The organism is Cellulomonas sp. P4_D11 (assembly GCF_056401915.1).
The window spans coordinates 72,308-91,424 of the sequence record NZ_JBFUIK010000016.1 but is presented as its reverse complement, the minus strand read 5'-3'; the positions used below and the strand labels follow the sequence as shown (position 1 = coordinate 91,424).

The 19,117-nt window shown below is 72.0% G+C and carries 23 protein-coding genes; 11 read left to right on the top strand and 12 right to left on the bottom strand.

Translation table 11 applies throughout. From position 1 onward, the window contains the following. Positions 1–150 precede the first annotated feature (150 nt). From AC1DT4_RS12105 to AC1DT4_RS12090, 4 genes are all read left to right on the top strand, one after another. The gene (locus tag AC1DT4_RS12105; RefSeq protein ID WP_477090041.1) at positions 151–459 is read left to right on the top strand and encodes an EthD family reductase; all 309 of its coding nucleotides are present in this window, start codon (positions 151–153) and stop codon (positions 457–459) included. 37 nt (positions 460–496) lie between these two features. Then, positions 497–1,453, top strand: coding sequence for a universal stress protein (locus tag AC1DT4_RS12100; protein WP_477090040.1), 957 nt, complete (start codon positions 497–499; stop codon positions 1,451–1,453). 64 nt (positions 1,454–1,517) lie between these two features. After that, the gene (locus tag AC1DT4_RS12095; RefSeq protein ID WP_477090053.1) at positions 1,518–1,955 is read left to right on the top strand and encodes a VOC family protein; all 438 of its coding nucleotides are present in this window, start codon (positions 1,518–1,520) and stop codon (positions 1,953–1,955) included. Then, the gene (locus tag AC1DT4_RS12090) at positions 1,952–2,164 is read left to right on the top strand and encodes a hypothetical protein (protein WP_477090039.1); all 213 of its coding nucleotides are present in this window, start codon (positions 1,952–1,954) and stop codon (positions 2,162–2,164) included. The genes AC1DT4_RS12095 and AC1DT4_RS12090 overlap by 4 nt, the downstream gene beginning before the upstream one ends. 53 nt (positions 2,165–2,217) lie before the next feature. Here AC1DT4_RS12090 and AC1DT4_RS12085 read toward each other — a convergent pair whose 3' ends face one another. Next, positions 2,218–3,060 (bottom strand): alpha/beta fold hydrolase, encoded by an 843-nt coding sequence (locus AC1DT4_RS12085; protein WP_477090038.1) that lies wholly within the window; start codon positions 3,058–3,060, stop codon positions 2,218–2,220. Between the two features lie 282 nt (positions 3,061–3,342). On the opposite strand from AC1DT4_RS12085, the gene AC1DT4_RS12080 reads away from it, so the two are divergent. Continuing rightward, positions 3,343–4,071 (top strand): hypothetical protein, encoded by a 729-nt coding sequence (locus AC1DT4_RS12080; RefSeq protein WP_477090037.1) that lies wholly within the window; start codon positions 3,343–3,345, stop codon positions 4,069–4,071. Between the two features lie 81 nt (positions 4,072–4,152). Here AC1DT4_RS12080 and AC1DT4_RS12075 read toward each other — a convergent pair whose 3' ends face one another. The 3 genes from AC1DT4_RS12075 to AC1DT4_RS12065 form a co-directional block, all read right to left on the bottom strand. Further along, entirely contained in the window at positions 4,153–4,770 is a 618-nt protein-coding gene (locus tag AC1DT4_RS12075) for a CG0192-related protein (RefSeq protein ID WP_477090036.1), read from the bottom strand. Between the two features lie 122 nt (positions 4,771–4,892). Then, on the bottom strand, positions 4,893–6,410 hold the full coding sequence (locus AC1DT4_RS12070) for an HD-GYP domain-containing protein (RefSeq protein ID WP_477090035.1): 1,518 nt from the start codon (positions 6,408–6,410) through the stop codon (positions 4,893–4,895). Between the two features lie 346 nt (positions 6,411–6,756). Beyond that, positions 6,757–7,116 (bottom strand): nuclear transport factor 2 family protein, encoded by a 360-nt coding sequence (locus AC1DT4_RS12065; RefSeq protein WP_477090034.1) that lies wholly within the window; start codon positions 7,114–7,116, stop codon positions 6,757–6,759. 367 nt (positions 7,117–7,483) lie between these two features. Between AC1DT4_RS12065 and AC1DT4_RS12060 the strand changes: the two genes are divergently transcribed. Beyond that, on the top strand, positions 7,484–7,666 hold the full coding sequence (locus AC1DT4_RS12060) for a hypothetical protein (RefSeq protein ID WP_477090033.1): 183 nt from the start codon (positions 7,484–7,486) through the stop codon (positions 7,664–7,666). Positions 7,667–7,676: 10 nt separating this feature from the next. Here the strand turns inward: AC1DT4_RS12060 and ppk2 are convergent, their stop codons facing one another. Together ppk2 and AC1DT4_RS12050 are read right to left on the bottom strand one after the other, a co-directional pair. Next, the gene (gene ppk2, locus AC1DT4_RS12055) at positions 7,677–8,606 is read right to left on the bottom strand and encodes a polyphosphate kinase 2 (protein ID WP_477090032.1); all 930 of its coding nucleotides are present in this window, start codon (positions 8,604–8,606) and stop codon (positions 7,677–7,679) included. A 115-nt stretch (positions 8,607–8,721) separates the two neighbouring features. After that, complete coding sequence (locus tag AC1DT4_RS12050) at positions 8,722–9,189, bottom strand: hypothetical protein (RefSeq protein WP_477090031.1); 468 nt, start codon at positions 9,187–9,189, stop codon at positions 8,722–8,724. 165 nt (positions 9,190–9,354) lie between these two features. On the opposite strand from AC1DT4_RS12050, the gene AC1DT4_RS12045 reads away from it, so the two are divergent. Together AC1DT4_RS12045 and AC1DT4_RS12040 are read left to right on the top strand one after the other, a co-directional pair. After that, positions 9,355–9,978: a redoxin domain-containing protein gene (locus tag AC1DT4_RS12045; protein WP_477090030.1), complete on the top strand. Its 624-nt coding sequence runs from the start codon at positions 9,355–9,357 to the stop codon at positions 9,976–9,978. Between the two features lie 4 nt (positions 9,979–9,982). Then, positions 9,983–11,704, top strand: a complete 1,722-nt coding sequence (locus AC1DT4_RS12040) for an MOSC domain-containing protein (RefSeq protein ID WP_477090029.1) — start codon at positions 9,983–9,985, stop codon at positions 11,702–11,704. 3 nt (positions 11,705–11,707) lie between these two features. On the opposite strand, the gene AC1DT4_RS12035 is transcribed toward AC1DT4_RS12040, so the two are convergent. From AC1DT4_RS12035 to AC1DT4_RS12020, 4 genes are read right to left on the bottom strand one after another with little or no spacing between them, the layout of a single operon-like run. Then, complete coding sequence (locus AC1DT4_RS12035; protein ID WP_477090028.1) at positions 11,708–12,451, bottom strand: SDR family oxidoreductase; 744 nt, start codon at positions 12,449–12,451, stop codon at positions 11,708–11,710. After that, positions 12,448–13,779, bottom strand: coding sequence for a dihydrolipoyl dehydrogenase family protein (locus AC1DT4_RS12030; RefSeq protein WP_477090027.1), 1,332 nt, complete (start codon positions 13,777–13,779; stop codon positions 12,448–12,450). Before AC1DT4_RS12030 ends, AC1DT4_RS12035 begins: the two co-directional genes overlap by 4 nt. Then, positions 13,776–13,943 (bottom strand): hypothetical protein, encoded by a 168-nt coding sequence (locus tag AC1DT4_RS12025; protein WP_477050152.1) that lies wholly within the window; start codon positions 13,941–13,943, stop codon positions 13,776–13,778. The genes AC1DT4_RS12030 and AC1DT4_RS12025 overlap by 4 nt, the downstream gene beginning before the upstream one ends. Positions 13,944–13,956: 13 nt before the next feature. Beyond that, positions 13,957–14,457, bottom strand: a complete 501-nt coding sequence (locus tag AC1DT4_RS12020; protein ID WP_477090026.1) for a VOC family protein — start codon at positions 14,455–14,457, stop codon at positions 13,957–13,959. A 151-nt stretch (positions 14,458–14,608) separates the two neighbouring features. Here AC1DT4_RS12020 and AC1DT4_RS12015 point away from each other — a divergent pair, with 151 nt between their 5' ends. Further along, on the top strand, positions 14,609–15,463 hold the full coding sequence (locus AC1DT4_RS12015) for a nuclear transport factor 2 family protein (RefSeq protein ID WP_477090025.1): 855 nt from the start codon (positions 14,609–14,611) through the stop codon (positions 15,461–15,463). Further along, positions 15,444–16,031 carry a mismatch-specific DNA-glycosylase gene (locus AC1DT4_RS12010; protein WP_477090024.1) on the top strand — a complete coding sequence of 196 codons (588 nt, stop codon included), beginning with the start codon at positions 15,444–15,446 and terminating at the stop codon, positions 16,029–16,031. Before AC1DT4_RS12015 ends, AC1DT4_RS12010 begins: the two co-directional genes overlap by 20 nt. 10 nt (positions 16,032–16,041) lie before the next feature. On the opposite strand, the gene AC1DT4_RS12005 is transcribed toward AC1DT4_RS12010, so the two are convergent. Both AC1DT4_RS12005 and AC1DT4_RS12000 read right to left on the bottom strand, forming a co-directional pair. Continuing rightward, positions 16,042–16,845, bottom strand: a complete 804-nt coding sequence (locus tag AC1DT4_RS12005; RefSeq protein ID WP_477090023.1) for an SDR family NAD(P)-dependent oxidoreductase — start codon at positions 16,843–16,845, stop codon at positions 16,042–16,044. 6 nt (positions 16,846–16,851) lie between these two features. Further along, the gene (locus AC1DT4_RS12000; protein WP_477090022.1) at positions 16,852–18,495 is read right to left on the bottom strand and encodes an FAD-binding protein; all 1,644 of its coding nucleotides are present in this window, start codon (positions 18,493–18,495) and stop codon (positions 16,852–16,854) included. Positions 18,496–18,549: 54 nt separating this feature from the next. Between AC1DT4_RS12000 and AC1DT4_RS11995 the strand changes: the two genes are divergently transcribed. Next, complete coding sequence (locus AC1DT4_RS11995; RefSeq protein ID WP_477090021.1) at positions 18,550–19,107, top strand: TetR/AcrR family transcriptional regulator; 558 nt, start codon at positions 18,550–18,552, stop codon at positions 19,105–19,107. Positions 19,108–19,117: the final 10 nt, after the last annotated feature.

Genomic DNA, 19,117 nt, shown 5'->3' with positions numbered 1-19,117 from the left:
GTCCCTCGCGCCGCGTACCGCCCCCACCAGTGCCCGCCACACCCTGGCCAGGGCACGGCCAGTGCCATGCACGGGCGCGACCGGCGCCCGCAGGATCGAGCCTGGACACGTCGGAGTACCTACGCCGACGCATCTCAGAAGGAGCGAGCCATGAGCACCCGGATCACCGTCATCTACGACAACCCCGTGGACCCCGACGCCTTCGAGGCCGGCTACCACGACCAGCTCGCCCTCGCCGGGAAGCTCCCGGGAATCAAGCGGCTCGAGAGCGCGAAAGTGTGGCCGAAGGAAGACGGCACCCCGACGCCCGCCTACCGGCTTCTCGACCTCTACTTCGACGACTACGCCGCAGCCAGCCACGCCGTGACCACGCCGCAGGCCGCCGAGCTGTTCCCGCACATCTTCGGCTCCGCCACCGGCGGCGTGCGCATCGTGTTCGCCGACGTCGAACCCGACTGACCTCGCTCGCTCACGACGTACCCAAGGTGGTCAGAGCATGAGGTCTCGCCCGCGCTCCACAAGCGCTCGTCGCGACCGGCACTCCACGCCGGTCGTCTTCACCGACACCGCGACGCCTGAACGATCCTTCGACACCGGCCCGGTGCTCGTCTCGGTCAGCACGAACGACGACGTGGCGGCCATCCACTGGGCAGCTTCCGAGGCCGCCGCCCGGCACTGCGCCCTCCGCGTGGTGCACGTCTTCACGCCCGCCCTGACTCCCGACGCCTTCGGCTACGTGCCGTCGGGACCCGCCATCCCGGCGCTGCAGGAAGCAGCACAAAGGGTTCTCGATGTGGCCGTCGAGCGCGCGCGCGACATTGCGCCCGAACTGGCCGTGACCGGGCACCTGCAGGCCGGCGAGACAGCAGTCGGCATCCTGCGCCAGCTCGACGACGACGCGCTTGTCGTCCTCGACCGCAGTGCCGCCCGGCGCCGCTGGACGTCGCTCGTCTTCGGCTCCTTGTGGCATGGCCTGGTGCGGAACACCCGCGTGCCGGTCGTCCTGGTCGGCACCCTTGCTCCGCGCGGCGGTCCGTCCGCCGGGCGCGTCGTCGTCGCGCTGGAGGCAGGCGGACCGTCGCGCGCCGTGCTCACCTTCGCCTACGCGGCCGCGCGTCGCAGGCACCTCGGCGTGACGCTGCTGCGCGTCGCCGGATCCGCGGACTCACCACGAGCACAGGCCATGCACCCCGTCGAGGCCACGGCATCGCGAGAGGAGCTGCACCGCCTGGCGCACGCCGTCGCCGCGACAACCCCGGACCTCGACGCGGTCGTGGACCTCGACGACGCCCTCAGTCCGCGTGCCCTCGCCGACCGGGCCGCAGGCGCCGCCCTGCTCGTCGTCGGCGTCTCGCGACGAGGAATCCACTGGGCGAACCCCCGTACCCGCGCTCTCGTGGGCGCGGCAGAGAACGTTCCGCTGGCCCTGGTGCCGCTGCGGAACGACCACTGAGGAACCAGCCCGAGGATGACCGACGGTCACCCGGACACCACCAACAAGGGAGTGCATCGTGGACATGAAGCTCGAGGTCATCGTCGTCCCGGTCTCGGACGTCGACCGCGCGAAGGAGTTCTACGGGACGCTGAAGTGGCGCCTCGACGCAGATTTCGTCACCGGACCCGACTTCCGGGTGGTGCAGGTCACCCCGCCCGGCTCCGAGTGCTCTGTCATCTTCGGCACGGGGCTCACCACGGCCGCGCCGGGCTCGGCACAGGGCCTGCACCTGGTGGTGACTGACATCGAGGCAGCCCACGCCGAGCTCAGCGCGCTGGGCATCCACGTCGACAAGGTGTTCCACGACGAGGGCGGGATCTTCCACCACGCCGGCACCCTGTGCCAGGTGCCTGGTCCCCACCCGGACCACGCCAGCTACGGCTCGTTCGCCACGTTCGCCGACCCGGACGGGAACGGCTGGGTCCTGCAGGAGATCACCGAGAGGGCTCCCGGGCGATGAACGCCGTCGAACCGCTCGGCACCACAGTGGTCGACCCCGCCACGACCGCGCTGATCCTCGACGTCCTCAGTCGGGCCGCGACGGCGCACGGCCGGTACGAGATCGAGATCGGTCACGAGCACGCAGAGTGGGCACCGTGGTACGCGGCCCACATGGCGCGCACGTTCGCGGACGGCGGCTACACGATCGTCGCGCCGGACCAGCGGTAGCACCCGACGAGCGGCCCCGGCTGGAGATCCAGCCGGGGCCGCTCGCCTCTGCGTCAGTTCTTGCTGAAATGCCCGTTGACCCGGTGTGCGAACTCGTGCGGGTACTGGAACAGGAACCCGTGGTTGGCGTCCGGGTAGATGACCAGCTCGGCGGACGGCAGGTGCCCTGCGAGCAGGTAGGTGTTCGGCGTCGGGATCATGATGTCGTTGTCGCCGTTGGCCACCAGCGTCGGCACCGTGATGCCGGCCAACCGCGCCAGCTGGCCCATGTCCGGCACGCTCCACTCGCTGATCACCGCACGCACGGCGTCGCGCGCCGCGAGCGAGGGGGTCACGTCCCGGTCGACCTCGCGGGTGAAGATCCGCTTGACGAACTCGTTGCCGGCCGCCTGGCTCGAGTCGGACGGTGAGAAGAACAGGAACAGGATGTCCTCCGCGCCCTGGACGTCCTTCATCGCGTGCGCCCACACGTCCTCGGACCAGACGTGCATGTCGCGGCCGCCGCGTGGCCCTGTGCCCGCCAGGACCAGGCGCCGGACCAGCTTCGGGCGCAGCAGGACGAGCTCCTGCGCGGCGAACCCGCCGGTCGAGAACCCGAGCAGGTCGATCCGGGACAGCCCGAGCGCATCGACGAACGCCAGCGCGTCCCGAGCCAGCCCCTGGGCGGTGTTCGGGGTGGTCCCGGTGGACAGACCGGTTCCGCTGGTGTCGACGAGCAGGACCTCCCGCTCCTCGGCGATGTCGTCGACCAACGCCGGGTCCCAGCTGTCGAGGTTGCCCCGGAAGTGGTTGAGGAACAGCACGGGCGTGCCACCGGGTCGGCCGAACCGCCGGTAGGCGTAGGACGTCCCGTTGGAGGCGTCGACGTGGGAGATCGGGGCTGTGTACTGCGACATCATCGTCCTTCTTCCGTCCGGGGGAAGCGGCCGGCAGCCGTCTGCCGACCCGGGGGCTGCCGCTGAGCGTCGTCCGCACAGCCGTTTCCCCTCGCCCACTCTCCGGCTGCTCCCGCGCCGCTCGCGCCAGTGCTCCGCACTGGTCCCCCACTGGTCGGGCGCGGGCCGCCCGCCGCCCGGGGTCGGGGGGCTCCGCGCACGTGCATCCCCAGGGTGCGTCCCGGGCGCGACGGGCCGGCTGACCGCGCGACGGTGGACACCCGGACAACCAAGGAGAAGGCCATGAACGAGCTGCTCACCCAGGTCCTCGAAGTTCACGGCGGCCTCGACCACTGGTCGAAGGTCACGCACGCGACGGCGCAGCTGTCCCTCGGCGGGCCGTTCTGGGGATGGAAGGGCTGGCCCGACGTCTACGTCGGGCAGACGGTCAGCCTCGATACCCAGCGCGAGCACATCAGCTTCGCTCCCTTCACCGGTCCCGACCGCGTCTCGGTGTTCGACGCCGACCCCGAACGCGTCGAGATCCGCACCGCCAGTGGCGAGCTGGTCGAGGGCCGAGACGACCCCCGACCGAGCTTCCCGGCCTACGAGAACGACACTCCGTGGGACGCCCTGCAGGTCGCCTACTTCACCAGCGCCGCGACGTGGAACTACCTGACCGCCCCGTTCCTGTTCACCTACCCGGGTGTCGAGGCCCACGAGATCGAGCCGTGGAACGAGGACGGGGAGACCTGGCGCCGCCTGGCCGTCACCTTCCCGAGCAACCTGCCCAACCACAACGTCGACCAGGTCTTCTACTACGACGCGGACTTCCACCAGCGGCGCATGGACTACCAGCCGGACGTCACCGGGTCACCCATCGCCCACTACACCCACAAGCCGCGGGTCTTCGACGGCTTCCTCTTCTACACGCAGCGGCTGGTCCACCTGCGCGGCGACGACAACGTCGCGAACCAAGAGTTCGCCCCCATCACGATCGACCTCGAGTCCGTCGAACTCAGCTACCGATAGCACCAGCCGACGGACATCGCCGCGACCTCACGGCGGTGGGCACCTCGCCCCACTGCACCAGCTGTCCGGGAGAACAGCGCCTCAGGCGACGTAGGCGAGCACGACCGGGGACCCGAGGCCCGACCACGTGCCGGTGAGGATGCCCTCGCCGTCGGTGGGAGTCGACTGCAGATCGAGCCGACGGCACAGGACGATGCGCAGGGCTCCGGACATGTCCATGACTGTCGTCGAGCGGTCCGAGGACACGCGCACGTCGCCGATGGTCGGGACGTCGCCCGAGCGCGAGCCGCTCACGCTGACGCGCATGCTCGGTTCGCGTGGGGCGGCAGCACCTTCGACGACCTCGTCGGCTTGGTCGACACCCGCCAGCAGCACGGACGCGAGCACGCCGGCGTAGACGGGGTCCCCGGTCGCGTCGTAGACCCAGCGCTGCCCGAGCACCGAGTGCTCCATGGTGCAGATCAGGAAGTGGTCCGCACCGTCCAGCGGGGCGCCGCGGTAGGTCAGCGGAACATGGAGCAGGACCCCGCCGGAACTCGACAGGACGTGTGACTCGATCCCGACCTCACCGTCCGGATCGTCGAACCGGTACGCACCAACCAGCTCGAGCTCCCGGTCCCCCCACGGCTGGCCGGGAACCCAGTCGTTGAGCAGCTCCGCCTTGGTCGGACGAATGGTCGCACGGTGGATCAGGGCCATCGGCCGACCCTAGCGTCCGCGGTGAGAGGCACGCTCGAGACCGGTCGCGACACCCGTGAACCACGTGGGCGCTCGCGCGGTCAGCGGGCGCAGGACCTGACCGCACACGGACCGTGCCGCATCTACCCCTTGCTGTCTTCCTCGTCCTTGCTGTTTCCCTTTCCGCTGTTGTCGTCCTTGGCTTCGTCCTCCTGGTGGCCCCTGTTGTCCTCGTCGCCCGTCGTGGCCTCGCCCGCATCGTCGTCGTCCTGACTGGGCGGTGGTGCCGTGGCAGACGGTACGACTTCGGGTGCGAGGGACGGGGTAGACGCTGCCTCGGGCACGGGCGAAGCAACAGGGGGCGGTGGTGGTGCCGGGGTTCCCTGCACGGTCGTCGCGTGGTCGGTCGTGGCTGGCGGGAGAGTGGGGATGACGTCGGCGCTCTCGTCGGCGCCGGGAACACGCGGCGTCGTCTCGGACGATCCGCCGGGGACGGCAGCGTCCGGCTCGGGCGCGGCCGGGACACCGGGCAAGGCGGCACCCGCGGTAGCCGCCGAGACCGAGAGCACGAGCCCGATCGCCCCGGCGCTCTTGAGTGCGCCCGCGGTGGTGACCCTCTGCACGACGGACGGCAGGTCGGTGGTGAACGTCGGCAGACCCGGCAGAGCGGAGAGGATGCTCAGCGGTCCGGCGACGCGGCGCAGCTCGCCCAGCCCGATGGCGAGGAACGCCCGGACGACTCGCGGATCGAACTGCTGGCCGGCGCATCGCGCCAGCTCTGCGCGAGCTGCCGACGCGGGCAACGCCTTCTTGTACGCGCGCGCCGAGGTGATGGCGTCGTACGCGTCGGCCACCGCGACGATGCGCGCGGCCTCGCTGATCGCGACGCCCGACAGGCCCTGGGGATACCCGGCGCCGTCCCAGCGTTCGTGGTGCTGGCCGATCGCATCCAGCCACGGACCAAGCCACTCTCGAAGCGGCTCGGCGACCTGCATCCCGGCACTGGGGTGGCCCGCCAGGATGGTCCACTCGTTGCTCGTCGGCTGCCCCGGTTTGCTCAGGATGGCCGCGGGCACGTACAGCTTGCCGATGTCGTGCAGGAGCGCGGCCCAGCTGAGCTTGGCGGCATCCTGCCCCGAGAGGCCGAGCTCTCGTCCGATCAGAGCCGAGTAGGCCTGGACCCGCTCGGAGTGACCACGCGTGAGCTCGTCGTGGTCGCTGATCGCCGCCACGAGGTCGAGGATGCGCGCGGCGTGGTCGTCTTCGGGTCGCAGCCGCCGTTCGTGCCCGGAGCCGACCATCCCCGCCTGCAGGGCGTTCGGCGAGTAGTGGCTCATGGCGATCGAGAGCCGTGAGGGCGCGCGGTCGGGAAAGTACATCGTCAGCCGGAGCAACGTCGTCAGCGGGATGAGCCGGCGCGCCGCACGCGTCGCAAGGACCAGGACCGCTGTCGCACAGGCAACCTCTGCGACCAGCCAGAGCCAGGGATGGATGCCCAGGCGGCGCGGCGGGAACCAGTGCACAGCGGCGAGCCCCAGCCCGATCGCCAGGATTACGGGGCCGACGGCGATCAGTGTCCGAGCGGCGGCCGCAAGAACCGGGCGCGCCTTCCACACCCCCAGACTCGCGTCGTCGTAGTTCTGCGTGGGACCGAAGGCCATCCCGTGACTTCGACAATGCGGTCCCGCATCTTGACACCACGTTCGAGTGACCGTTTCCGATGCCACAAACGCCGTCGACCCGCCGGCGGCGAAAGCTACGATCCGTAGATGAGCATGACTCCGGACGCCCAAGACGAGCCCGGCCCGGCAGGGCGCGCGAGCCTCATCGCTCGCCTGCGAACCCGGATGCGGCTCTCCCGCGAGCAAGAGATCGCAGCCGCGCGGCGCGACCGGCTGGACGTCCCGGGTCGGGAACGACTCGACACCGCTCCCCGATGGCCGATCGGGATGCCCTGAGCCACTGGTGCCATCACGCGTCCCGTTGCAGGACGCAGGCACCCTGCCGTCAGTCGTCGCTCGTCAGCATCGTCAGCAGCTCGCTGATCAGCCCGTCGCGGACCGTGATGATGTCGACCCCACGCGCAACCGGCGCTTCGGGCGGTCCAAACTTCCAGGCGAGCGCGCCACCCCTGCCACCGATGTAGCGGGGGCCGTCCTCAGCGAACTCGAAGGTCTCCGGGGTTCGCGCAAGGAGCGCCGCGGCACGCTCGTCGAGCGCATCGTGCCCCGTGACGGTTCCCTCGGGCTCGCTGAACGTCACGTCGTCGGTGTACGTCTCGCGGATCGCCCGGCGACGAGCGGCGGCGTCCCGGTTGTTGAAGACGCGATTCAGGTTCGCGTCGAGAAGTTCACGGACCTCTGCCATGGATGCCTCCGGAAGTTGGCGTGGTCCAGCATCTCGCGCGCACACGTCACTCACCACCGCCGCGCGACCCGCCAGACCGGCGCTAGCGAGCCTTGGAGGGTCGCCACAGCCGCGGAGGTGCGCGCGCACGCGTCGAGCTGCCCCATCACCGTCAGCCGCCTGGCAGACGGCGACAGGTTGCCGGGCTACCTGGGCTGAGACGGAGACGAACCGCGACGCAGCGACCGATGCGGCACGCGCAGGAGGCTCCGCGAGTCGCGCCGCGGTCGCGTCCGGCGCATGATCGACCGTACGGCGCGATGTGCCCCAGGCCACCGCCGCCCGGGCTCCAGAGTCGCGGCCCCCAGCACGACCGTGGGAGCCCATGATGAGCCAGACCACCCCTGACCCGGTCGCCGGCCGCGACGACCCGTTCCGGTCCGACGACGACCAGCGCGACGAGAACCTTCCGGACGACAGCATCGGCATCGGCATCCCGCTCGTCGGCGACGCGCTCGTCGACGACGCGGACAGGAGGACCGACCGCGACGAGCCCGGCGACCGGGTGTAGCCCGCGGCGGTCAGTCTCCGACGGTCTCGCTCCCCCGCTGGACGATCAGTGGGTCGACCTCGCCGATGACGCCCTCGTCCTTGCCCTCGTAGGAGAACTGGCTGAGGAAGTAGCGCATCGCGTTGAGCCGCGCGCGCTTCTTGTCGTTGCTGCGGATCGAGATCCACGGCGAGGGGTCGGTGTCCGTGCCGGCGAACATCGCCTCCTTGGCCGCCGAGTACTGCTCCCAGCGATCGAGCGACTCGAGGTCCATCGGCGACAGCTTCCACCGGCGAACGGGGTCGATCTGTCGGATCGCGAAGCGGGTGCGCTGCTCGCGGCGCGTGACGGAGAACCAGAACTTGGTCAGGTGCGTGCCGTCGTCGGCGATCAACCGCTCGAACTCCGGGGCCTGGCGCATGAAGGCCGCGTACTCGTCGTCGGAGCAGAAGCCCATCACGCGCTCGACGCCCGCCCGGTTGTACCAGGACCGGTCGAACAGCACGATCTCCCCGGCCGTCGGGAAGTGCTGGACGTAGCGCTGGAAGTACCACTGGCCCTGCTCGGTGGTCGTGGGCTTGTTCAGCGCCACGACGCGGGCCGCGCGCGGGTTCAGGTGCTCGATGAACCGCTTGATCGTCCCGCCCTTGCCGGCCGCGTCACGGCCCTCGAAGACGATGATGTGCCGCTCGCCGGTGTCCTCCGCCCAGTACTGCAGCTTGAGCAGCTCGATCTGCAGGCGGTACTTGGCCTCCTCGTACTCCTCGCGATCCATCAGCTCGGCGTACGGGTAGTCCTCGCGCCACGTCTCGACCGCCTTGCCGCCGGGGTCGATGAGCACCGGATCGGCGCCCTCGCCGCCGGCGACGCTGTACCCCTCGGCCACCAGGCGGTCGATGTACTCGCGCAGGTTGTCCTCGGCCTCGGGCCGGTAGCCGTCGAGATCACGCGTCGAGTCCATCGCATCCTCCTGACGGGGCCGTCTGCGACTGTATCGGCGTCGTTCCGTCAGGACCATGCGGACGGGGCGGGCCGGTCCGCGGACGGCGCCGAGGCCGCCGCGGACCGGACCGGCCTCAGCCCTCGGTGCCGGTCACGCCGATGTACACCGCCGCGTTGCCGCGGGGGCTGAGCAGCACCACCGGTGCGATGCACCGCTGGGGCAGGGTGACCGTCGCGCGGATCCTCGCGTCACCCGTGGTCGAGAACGGCACGACGGGCGTCGTCGCGACGACGGCCCCGTTGCACGCGACGCTGGCCGCGACCTGTGTCACCGGGTTGGCACCCGTCGACGTCAGCACGAGGCCCTCGACCCGCACGTCCAGCCGACCGTCGTGGCGCAGGCGCACCTCGCCCTCGTCGATCACCCAGTCCGCGCCGCCGGGCGACGCCGTCTGGAACAGCACCGGATCGGTGGTCAGGCTGCCGGCCACCTCCGCGCTCAGGATGGTCCGCCCGCCGCCGCCGCCGTGCTGGCCGTTGGCGAACGCCGCGGGAGCCCCGACCAGCCCGACGGTCATCACGACGGCCGAAGCCACTGCCACCCGCCTCAGGATCGTCTTCATCGTCAACCCTTCCTCCGCGAGCCCGGGACGGGCCCGACATGAGTGGGACGAGACGGCGGGACGGTGGGTTCACCCACGAGGGCGGGCGGTGCGGAACAATGTGGTCGTTGTCCCAGGAGTTCCGGCGCGACGAGAAGAGCACTCATGCGGTCCGACATCGTGCCCGGCGGCGTCTTTCCCGACTACGAGCTCCCCGATCACACGGGCACCGCCCGCAGGCTGAGCGAGATCCAGGGCGACGACCCGATGATCCTGACGCTCGCCCGCGGCCACTACTGCCCGAAGGAGCACCAGCAGCATCTCGACCTCGCCGCGATGCAGCCGAAGCTCGGGGTGGCGTACACGCGCATCGCCACGATCGCGACGGACGAGCGCCACACGCTCCAGGAGTTCCGCGCCTCGGTGGGCGCGCACTGGCCGTTCCTCTCCGACCCGGGCCGGATCGTGCAGCAGGATCTCGACATCCAGGAGTACACGGACCCGGCGAACGACCCGATGATCCCCCACACGCTCGTGCTCAAGCCGGGGCTCGTGGTCCACAGCATCTACAACGGCTACTGGTTCTGGGGGCGCCCGTCGGTCGACGACCTCTGGCACGACCTGCGCGCCGCCACCAGCGAGGTCCGGCCGGACTGGGACCTGAGCACGCCGGGACTGCGCGAGGCGTGGGACGCGGGCGACGTCTCGAGGTTCCACGGCTGGGAGCGATGGTCGCCCGAGCAGGTCCGCCAGGCTCGCGGCCTGAGCGATCCGAACCCGGCCGGGTGACGCGATGGCCACGCTTCTCTCGGTGAACGTCGGGCTGCCGAAGGACGTGCCGTGGCGCGGCCGGACCGTGCACACGGGCGTGTGGAAGAGCCCGGTGACCGGGCCGCGGATGGTCCGGCGCCTCAACATCGACGGGGACGGGCAGGGGGACCTGGCCGGGCACGGCGGGGAGCAGCGCGCCGTCCTCGTCTACCAGATCGAGTCGTACCACCACTGGCAGGAGTTCTTCGGGCGCGACGACCTCGAGTCCGGAGCGTTCGGCGAGAACTTCACCGTCGAGGGGCTGACCGACGACGAGGTCTGCATCGGCGACCGCTACCGCATCGGCGAGGCCGAGCTCGAGGTCACGCAGCCCCGCGTCACGTGCTTCCGGGTGGGGATGCGCATGGGACAGCCGCAGCTCCCGTCGCTGCTCGTCGCGCACCACCGCCCCGGCTTCTACATGCGTGTCCTGGCCGAGGGACACGTCCGCGCCGGCGACCCGATCGTGCGCACCCGACGAGGACCGCACGCGCTGAGCGTGGCCGACGTCGACGCCCTGCTCTACCTGCCCGGGCACGACGCGGCCCGGCTCGAGACCGCGCTCGACATCCCGGCCCTGAGCCCCGGGTGGCGCGAGTCGTTCCGGAGCATGCTCGCGGGCGGTGTCCAGCCCGCCGGCGTCGCGGTCGCGCCGGAGCCCTCGTGGTCGGGCTTCCGCACGCTGACGGTCACGGGTGTCGTCGCCGAGTCCGCCGCCGTGACGTCGTTCCGGCTGGCGGCCGACGAGGCCCTGCCGGCGTTCGAGGCCGGCCAGTTCCTCAGCGTGCGCGTCCGCGAGGCCGGCGACCCGGCGCCCGTGCGGACGTACTCGCTCTCCGGCGACCCGGTCGGCGGCGAGTACCGGATCAGCGTGAAGGCCGAGCCGGACGGCGGGATCAGCGCCCGCCTGCGTGCGCTCCTGCACCCCGGGGACCACGTCGAGGTCGCGGCTCCGCGCGGCGCCTTCGTGCTCGACGACGGCGACGCGCCGGTCGTGCTCGTGTCCGCCGGCATCGGGGTGACGCCCGTGCTGGCGATGCTGCACCGGCTCGCGAGCACGCGCAGCACGCGCGAGGTGTGGTGGATCCACACGACCCACGACGAGCAGACCCAGGTCCTCGCCTCCGAGGCCGCCGACCTGGTGGCACGCCTCCCGCGAGCCCGCTCGCTCGTCTTCTACACGACGCCGAGCGGCCCGCTGCCCGCGGGGGCTCGGGCGGGGCGGCTCACCGCGGACGTCGTCGGCGGCCTGGGCATGCCCGTCGACGCGATCGCCTACGTCTGCGGCCCCGAGCCGTTCATGGACGACATGGTGGCCGCCCTCACCGCCGTCGGTCTCGACCCCGCGCGCGTCCGCACGGAACGCTTCGGCTCCCGCGCCGCGATCAACCCCGGCGTGGTCGCGGCAGACGTCCCGCCGCCGCACCAGCCACCCGGACCGCCGGGGACGGGGCCCGCCGTGACGTTCGCCCGCTCCGGGCTCTCCGCCGGATGGTCGGACGGCTACGACTCGGTGCTCGAGCTCGCCGAGGCGTGCGACGTCCCCACGCAGTGGTCGTGCCGCACCGGCGTCTGCCACACGTGCGTGACGTCCGTGCTGTCCGGTGCGGCGACGTACGGGACGCCCCCGCTCGAGCCGCCCGGCGACGACGAGCTGCTCATCTGCTCGGCGCGGCCGACGACGGACCTCGTGCTCGACCTCTGAGGGCTATCCCCGGAGGAGCTGCTGGCCGCCGTCCACGTCGAACGTCGCGCCGGTCAGGGCGGTGTTGGTCATGACGTGCACCGCGAGCGCCGCGACGTCGTCCGGCCCGACGACGCGCCCGATCGGCAGGGTCGCGCGCAGCTGGTCGCGTCGTGCGTCGAGCCCGTCGCCGAGCAACGACGCCGACAGCGGCGTGTCGACGAACCCGGCGGCGATGAGGTTCACGCGCACCGGGGCGAGCTCGAGGGCGAGGTTGGCCGCCAGGACGGGCAGGGCCGCGGTCAGCGCCGCCGTGATCGAGAGGCCCACGGCCGGCTGGCGGGCACCCGTGCCACCCATGAACAGCAGCGTCCCGCCCGGACGGATCCTGCCGACGGTGTACCGGGCCACGCCGAGCATGACCATCGGGTGCTCGGCGATGGCACGGCGCGCGTCCTCGAGGTCCATGTCGGGCAGCGGCGCGTAGAACGGCGTACCCGCGGTGACCATGACGTGGTCGATCGGGCCGTCGAGCCCGGCGAAGAAGCTCTCCAGGGCGGCGAGGTCGTTCGCGTCGAACGCGGCGGAGCTCCGCGCGCCGATCTCGTCGGCCGCACGGCGGAGCCGGTCGGGGTTGCGGGCCGCGAGGACGACGTCGGCTCCCTCGGCGTGCGCCAGCCGCGCTGTCGACAGCCCGATGCCCGCGCTCCCGCCGATCACGACGACGGTCTGCCCCGCCAGCGCGGGCTCGCGAGTCGCCGGACTCATCGGGCGATCTCGCCGAGCAGAGCCTTCAGCGCCGGGACGTAGATCTCCGAGAAGGTCGGGAACGGCTGGATGGTGTCGGCCAGCACCGTCAGCGGGACATGGGCCCGGATCGCGAGCGTGGCCTGCTGCAGCCACTCCCCCGCCTCCGGCCCGAGCGCGTACGCCCCGGTCAGGCGCTCGCCGTCGCTGACCAGCGTGAGGAACCCGTTGCTCTCGGCGTAGGCGCGCGTGTAGGTCGACGTCTTCGCCACCCCGGACACCGGGACGGTCGCCTGGAAGCGGTCGTCCGCCACGCCCACGGCCGCTGCCTGCGGGTCGGTGTACGTCACCCGCGGGACGGCCTCGTAGTTGGCGGCCCGTCGCTCCCCCAGGATGTTCGCGGCGACCACGTCGCCCTGGTACTTGCCGACGTGCGTCAGCGGCCAGAGCCCGGTCACGTCGCCGATCGCCCACAGACCGTCGGCGACGCGCAGGGTCTCGTCGACGGGCACGCCCTTGTCGTCCGGCTCGATGCCGACGGTCTCGAGGCCGAGGTCGTGCACGCGCGGGCGCCGTCCCGTGGCGACGAGCAGCTTGTCGCCTCGCAGCTCGCGCCCGTCGTCGAGCTCGAGGACGTAGTCGTCCCCGTCGCGCCGCGCCCGGGCCACACCGGCCGACAGGACGAGCTCGATGCCCTCGCCACGCAGCACGTCGCCGAGCGCCTCGCCGAGCTGCGCAGGCTCCCGCCCGAGCACGTGCGCGGACCGGTCGACCAGGACCACCTCGCCCCCGAGCCGGCGGACCACCTGCGCGATCTCCACCCCGACCGGTCCGCCGCCCATGATGAGCAGGCGACGCGGGACGGCAGTCATGGAGGTGGCCTCGCGGCTGGTCCAGAGGCCGTCCAGCTCACGAAGGCCCGGGACCGGGGGCACGATGGGCGAGGCGCCGTTGGCGAGCACGACGTGGTCTGCCGTGTGCCGCACGCCGTCGACCTCCACGGCGCCAGGTCCGGCCAGCCGTCCGTCGCCCCGGATCAGGTCGATACCGCTGTCCGCGAGCCACGTGACCTGACCGGCGTCGGAGTAGTCCGAGACCTGGAAGTTGCGCCAGGCGAACACGGCCTCGAGGTCGATGTCCGCAGTCGCCGCGGCCTCGCGTGCCGCGTGGACCGCCTCGCCCGGCCGCAAGAGTGTCTTCGACGGGATGCACGCCCAGTACGAGCACTCGCCGCCGACGAGCTCCCGCTCGACGACGGCGACGCGCAGGCCGCCCTCGGCCAGGGCGCCGGCGCAGTGCTCACCGGGCGAACCGCCGCCGAGCACGATCACGTCGTACTCGGCGGTCACGTCGGCAGCTCCTCACCGGCGCGCTCGCGGACCATGTAGAGCGCGTACCAGTCCGGCCAGTCCGGATCCGCCTCGCCCGTCCGCGCCTCATGCTCACCATGTGCCGCTGCCGCGCGGCGCAGGGCGTCGGCGAGATCGCTCACAGACTCGTAGCGCGTGTCCATCGGGTCACTCCCCTCATCGACCGGGCAGGCGCGTCTTGATCTCCTGGAGCAGCCAGCCGTTGCCGTCCGGGTCGCTGAACGCGACGAACGAGCCGTAGTCGGCGTGGCCGGGTGCGGCGCCGTTGACCCGGCCCGCGGTGCCCGCATGGTGGAAGATGCCGGTCTCGTCGTGGAACGGCTCACTGACCTCGACGCCCCGCTGGACCAGGTCGGCGCGCGCGGCGTCGATGTCGTAGACGGACAGCTGCAGCCCCTCGAACGAGCCGGGCGCGGCCGAGGTCAGGCCCGTGCCGAAGATGATCGAGCACGCCGACCCCGGTGGCGTCAGCTGCACCACCCGGTAGCCCTCGTCGACCGCGAGGTCGGCGTCGAGGCGCCAGCCGAGCGACTCGTAGAAGCCCTTGGCGCGGTCGACGTCGGAGACCGGGATGACCACGACCTCGAGCCTCACCTGCCCCGGCTCCACCGGCGGGCTCGCGGCCGCGCTCGCACTGTTCGTGTCGGTGCTGGTCATCCCCTGCTCCTTCGCGTCGCTGTCTCCGCGAGAGGACCCCCGCGGCGACGTGGTCCGGTGCTCGTGTCACAACATGCTCTCGGCAACCGGCGTCGTCAAGAGTTCTCCGCCACACCTGTTGCCGGCGTCGGCGAAGGTGCATTGTGACGGGATGCCGTGGTTCCCGGAGTTCGTCTCCGCCGCCGAGCTTGCCCGCAGGCAGGCGCGCGAGGAAGGGCATGCCGACCCGGTCGCGCAGTACCTGAGGGCCCTGGACACGGGCGACTCGCGCGACCTGGAGTACGTGTGGCCGGGCGACGTGCAGGTCCTCGACCCGCGCGTCGGCACGGTGCACGGACACGCGCAGCTCCGGAAGTTCGTCCGGCGCAACACGTCCTGGCTGGCGAGCCACCGTGCCCGGGTCGAGACGGTGGCCTCGACGACCGACGGGCGTCGAGCCGTGGTGGAGCTGCTGGCGCGCCTCGAGGACGACGAGGGACGTGCGACCGACTGGCCCGTCGCCGTCGTCGCGGAGTCCCCGGACGACCGGTCGGTCGTCTTCCGCACGTACTGCAGCCAGTGGCCCGTCGACGGCAGGCGGCACGTCCGGCCGCCCGTGCTGCAGGCGAGCGGCGACGCCCTGGACGGCGTCGTCGGACGCTTCCAGTCGGCGTTGGCGGGCGCCGACGTCGACGCCGTCATGGGTGCGTTCGCCGACGACGCCTACCTGCGGGAGTCGTTCGGCCCGCACGCCGCCCACCGCGGGAGCGACGAGCTGCGCGCGTACTTCACGACGAGCTTCAGCGCCGGCGGGGGCATCGAGCTGCAGCCCTGCACCGTGACCGACGACGGCGCTCGGTCGGCGGTCGAGTACAACTGCGTCCGCTGGGGCGACCGGGACCTCCCGCCGCAGGCCGGCGTCGCCGTCTACGAGCGGGGAGCGGACGACCGGCTGACGGCCGTCCGCATCTACGACGACGTCGAGCCCCCCGTCGAGCGGCTGGCGCGTGCGGCTCAGCCGATCTGACCTGGACTCGTTCCGTGGTCAGAGCCTTCCCGACCTCCTCGGGAACCCCACGCGGCTGCTGTTCGTCGGCATCAACCCCGGGCTGCGTGCCGTCGCGGTCCAGGCGCACTTCGGCGGCGGCGGGAGCAACCGGTTCTACCCCGCGCTCTACCGGGCGGGCATCGTCGACCGGCGCATCGACGCCTCCGAGGGCCTCCGGCCGGACGACCTCGCGCACCTGCAGGAGCGTGGGGTCGGCATCACGTCGCTGGTGCCGGGCGCCTCGGCGCGCGCGGACGAGCTCACGGCGGCGCAGCTGGTCGCCGGCGCCGTCGCCCTGCCCGACCGGGTGCGACGCATCGCGCCCGCGGCGGTCGCGATGCTGGGGATCACGGCCTACCGGACGGCGTTCGCGATGCCGTCGGCGACCGTCGGCCGGCAACGCGAGCACCTGGGCACCGGCGTCGCCGTATGGGTCGTGCCCAACCCGAGCGGCCTGAACCGGAACGCCACGCTCTCGGACCTCGCCGACGCCTACCGCGAGGTCGCCGTGGCTGCAGGGATCACGCCGTTCCCGTCGCCCCCGTGACCCCCGCGCGTCACGACAGCAGCTGGGCCATCCGGTCCGCGATCATCTCGGTGGCCCGACGCGGGGCGAGCCGCGACAGCCGGTCGAGCATGCGGGCGTCGTTGCCGATGCAGACCCGGTAGGGGCCGGTGCGAACCGCGTCCACGATCGTTGCGGCGGCGTCGGCGGGCTTCGTGAGCTTCGACTCCATCGCCGACGTGTCGCCGCCCGCCCCGGGGATGGCCGAGCCGGAGTTCGCCGCGATCCCCGTCGCCACACCGCCGGGGAACACGACGGTCACCGCGACCGGGGTGCCGCGGAGCTCGGCGTACAGCCCCTCGGTGAACAGCTTCACAGCGGCCTTCGACGCCCCGTACGCGGCCTGACCGGGCACGGGCGCGAGCGCACCCATGCTCGAGACGTTCACGAGCGACGCCGCCGGCCGGGCACGCAGCTGCGGCAGGAACGCGGTCGTGGTGTTGACGACGCCCCAGAAGTTGACCGCCATGACCCGCTCGATCTCGGCGTGCGTCAGGTCGGCGACCTTGACGAACTTCTGGATGATGCCGGCGACGTTGATCAGCCCGTCGACGTGTCCGTGCACGGCCACGACGTCACCGACCAGCGCCGTCACCGCGGCCTCGTCGCTGACGTCGACCGTGTGCAGCGACAACCTGTCGGCGGCGACGGCCAGGCGGGCGGTCTCCGCCAGCGCCTCCTGACGCAGGTCGACGGCGGCGACGCGGCCGCCCTGCCGCAGCAGGGCGAGGACGACCTCCCTGCCGATGCCGTTGCCGCCGCCGGTGACGACGAAGACGTGTCCCTGGATCTCCACGGCCGCTCAGCCCTTTGCCATGTGCCGCGCGGCGCGCAGCCCGAAGACTGCCGCCGGTCCGATGGTCGAGCCCGGGCCCGGGTAGGTCCGTCCCATCACGGACGCGGAGTTGTTGCCCGCGGCGTACAGGCCGGGGACAACGGTGCCGTCCTCGCGCAGCGCCCGCCCGTCGGGGTCGGTGACGACGCCGCCCTTGGTGCCGAGGTCGCCGAGCACCACCTTGTAGGCGAGGAACGGACCCTTCTCGATCGGGCCGAGGTTGGCGTTGGGGTGGACGGTCGGGTCGCCGTAGTAACGGTCATAGGCCGAGTTGCCGCGGCCGAAGTCGCCGTCGACCCCCGACCGGGCGAAGCCGTTGAACCGGTGGGCCGTCGCCGTCAGACGTTCGGGGTCGACGTCGATCGCGCGGGCGAGGGCGGTGAGGGTGTCGGCCTTGACCTCGATCCGGGCCGCGCGCATCGCCTTGACCGCGCGCGGGTCCATCGCGAACGTCCGGAAGTACCGCCGGACGTTGCGCGCCTCGAGGATCAGCCAGTACGGACCCGCTCCCCCGTCGCGGGCGAGCATGTCGTGGCCCAGGTCGACGTAGGACTCGGACTCGTTGGCGAACCGGTCACCGCGGGAGTCGACCATGATCGAGTACGGCATCGAGCGCTCGCCGACGATGAACGACGGCCGGCCCTCGGGCGGCGCGGCCAGCGAGGCGCCCCACCACGCCTCGTCCATGAGCTCGACGGCCACGCCGATCTCCTGCGCGGCGGCGATGGGGACCCCGACGTTGGCGAGGTTGCCCGACGGGGCACCGTCGATGCCGTGGTACTTCTGGCGCCAGTCCTTGTTGCCCTCGAACCCGCCGCCCGCGAGCATCACGCCGAGGTTCGCCCGGATGGTCACGGGCGCGCCGTCGCGCAGGACGCGGATGCCGACCACGCGGCCGTCCTCGACCACCAGCTCCTCGAGGGGCGAGCTCAACCAGAGCGGCACCCGGCGCTGGACGACGACCGCGTGGCAGAACGCGGTCGCCCAGGCGTTGCCGATGCCGACGAGGCGCTTGCCGGTGACGACGCCGCCGAGGATGCGGGAGACCACCTTCACGCCCCGGACCATGCCCGACGGAGTGGACCAGGAGCGGCTCAGCAGCCAGACGTCGTCGGTCTTGGCGGGCAGCGGGACCGCGCCGCGCAGGGTCTGCCACCAGGGTCCGAGGATTTTCGAGTCGAGCGGCTCGACCTCGATCGAGCGCCCGATCTTGCCGCCGGGCAGCTCGGGGTAGTAGTCGGGGTAGTCGGTGGCGCGGGCGAAGGTCACCCCGAACTTCTCGGCGGTGGTCACGAAGTCGCCGACGCCGTCGACGAACGCTTCCTTCCGCGCACGCGTCGAGGCCAGCCCGACCTCGCCGACGCACGCCTCCAGGTAGGTCAGCGCCTCCTGGCGGGAGTCGCCGACCCCCGCGCGGTGCATGAGCGGGTTGTCGGGCATCCACATGCCGCCCCCGGACATCGCGGTCGAGCCGCCCCACTTGTCGGTCGACTCGACCATGAGCACCGAGAGTCCCTCGTCGACCGCGCCCATCGCTGTGGCAAAGCCGGCCGCTCCCGTGCCGACCACGACGACGTCGTAGACGTGCTCCAACGGGCTCTTCGATGCCATCTCGTGCTCCTGACTCGGCAAACCGGACAACGTTGTCCGGATCTAGGATGCAGCATGCCTCCCGCCCGACGCGCAGTCAACCGCGGCCCCGCCGCAGCCCCCGAGAACCGCACCGCGATCCTCGAGGCGGCGCGCCGACTCTTCGCCGAGCGCGGTTTCCTCGTGCCGCTCAGCACGATCGCGAAGGAGGCCGGCGTCGGCCAGGGCGTCCTGTACCGGCACTTCCCGACGCGGTTCGACCTGGCGTTCGCCGTGTTCGAGGACAACTTCGTCGAGCTCGAGAGCGCCGCCTCCACCGGCGGTCCCGACGCGTTCGGGGCGCTGTGGGCGACGCTGCTCGAGCAGACCGTGCGCGAGGCGGCGTTCGTCGAGATGGTCGTCGAGGCCCGCCGGGCCCAGCCTGCCTATGACGGCGACGAGCGCCTGCGCGCGCTCATCGAGCGGACTCTGCCCGAGGCTCGGGCAGCCGGGCGGGTCCCGGCCGGCGTGGGGATCGACGACGTCCTGCTCGCGTGGCGGATGGTCTTCGGCGTCGTGGCGACGGCGGAGTCAGCCCCGCAGGCGCGGGCGGACGTCGCCCGGGTCGTCGCGTTCTTCGACCCGAGCCGCTGACCGCCCGGAC

Excerpts from the sequence above, each read along its gene's own strand:
- AC1DT4_RS12105 (WP_477090041.1), top strand. The coding sequence starts at position 151 with ATGAGCACCCGGATCACCGTCATCTACGACAACCCCGTGGACCCCGAC.
- AC1DT4_RS12080 (WP_477090037.1), top strand. The coding sequence starts at position 3,343 with ATGAACGAGCTGCTCACCCAGGTCCTCGAAGTTCACGGCGGCCTCGAC.
- AC1DT4_RS12000 (WP_477090022.1), bottom strand. The coding sequence starts at position 18,495 with ATGGCATCGAAGAGCCCGTTGGAGCACGTCTACGACGTCGTCGTGGTC.
- AC1DT4_RS12060 (WP_477090033.1), top strand. The coding sequence starts at position 7,484 with ATGAGCCAGACCACCCCTGACCCGGTCGCCGGCCGCGACGACCCGTTC.
- AC1DT4_RS11995 (WP_477090021.1), top strand. The coding sequence starts at position 18,550 with ATGCCTCCCGCCCGACGCGCAGTCAACCGCGGCCCCGCCGCAGCCCCC.
- AC1DT4_RS12015 (WP_477090025.1), top strand. The coding sequence starts at position 14,609 with ATGCCGTGGTTCCCGGAGTTCGTCTCCGCCGCCGAGCTTGCCCGCAGG.
- AC1DT4_RS12020 (WP_477090026.1), bottom strand. The coding sequence starts at position 14,457 with ATGACCAGCACCGACACGAACAGTGCGAGCGCGGCCGCGAGCCCGCCG.
- AC1DT4_RS12040 (WP_477090029.1), top strand. The coding sequence starts at position 9,983 with ATGGCCACGCTTCTCTCGGTGAACGTCGGGCTGCCGAAGGACGTGCCG.
- ppk2 (WP_477090032.1), bottom strand. The coding sequence starts at position 8,606 with ATGGACTCGACGCGTGATCTCGACGGCTACCGGCCCGAGGCCGAGGAC.
- AC1DT4_RS12025 (WP_477050152.1), bottom strand. The coding sequence starts at position 13,943 with ATGGACACGCGCTACGAGTCTGTGAGCGATCTCGCCGACGCCCTGCGC.
- AC1DT4_RS12085 (WP_477090038.1), bottom strand. The coding sequence starts at position 3,060 with ATGTCGCAGTACACAGCCCCGATCTCCCACGTCGACGCCTCCAACGGG.
- AC1DT4_RS12095 (WP_477090053.1), top strand. The coding sequence starts at position 1,518 with ATGAAGCTCGAGGTCATCGTCGTCCCGGTCTCGGACGTCGACCGCGCG.
- AC1DT4_RS12035 (WP_477090028.1), bottom strand. The coding sequence starts at position 12,451 with ATGAGTCCGGCGACTCGCGAGCCCGCGCTGGCGGGGCAGACCGTCGTC.
- AC1DT4_RS12070 (WP_477090035.1), bottom strand. The coding sequence starts at position 6,410 with ATGGCCTTCGGTCCCACGCAGAACTACGACGACGCGAGTCTGGGGGTG.
- AC1DT4_RS12100 (WP_477090040.1), top strand. The coding sequence starts at position 497 with ATGAGGTCTCGCCCGCGCTCCACAAGCGCTCGTCGCGACCGGCACTCC.
- AC1DT4_RS12090 (WP_477090039.1), top strand. The coding sequence starts at position 1,952 with ATGAACGCCGTCGAACCGCTCGGCACCACAGTGGTCGACCCCGCCACG.
- AC1DT4_RS12045 (WP_477090030.1), top strand. The coding sequence starts at position 9,355 with ATGCGGTCCGACATCGTGCCCGGCGGCGTCTTTCCCGACTACGAGCTC.
- AC1DT4_RS12075 (WP_477090036.1), bottom strand. The coding sequence starts at position 4,770 with ATGGCCCTGATCCACCGTGCGACCATTCGTCCGACCAAGGCGGAGCTG.
- AC1DT4_RS12065 (WP_477090034.1), bottom strand. The coding sequence starts at position 7,116 with ATGGCAGAGGTCCGTGAACTTCTCGACGCGAACCTGAATCGCGTCTTC.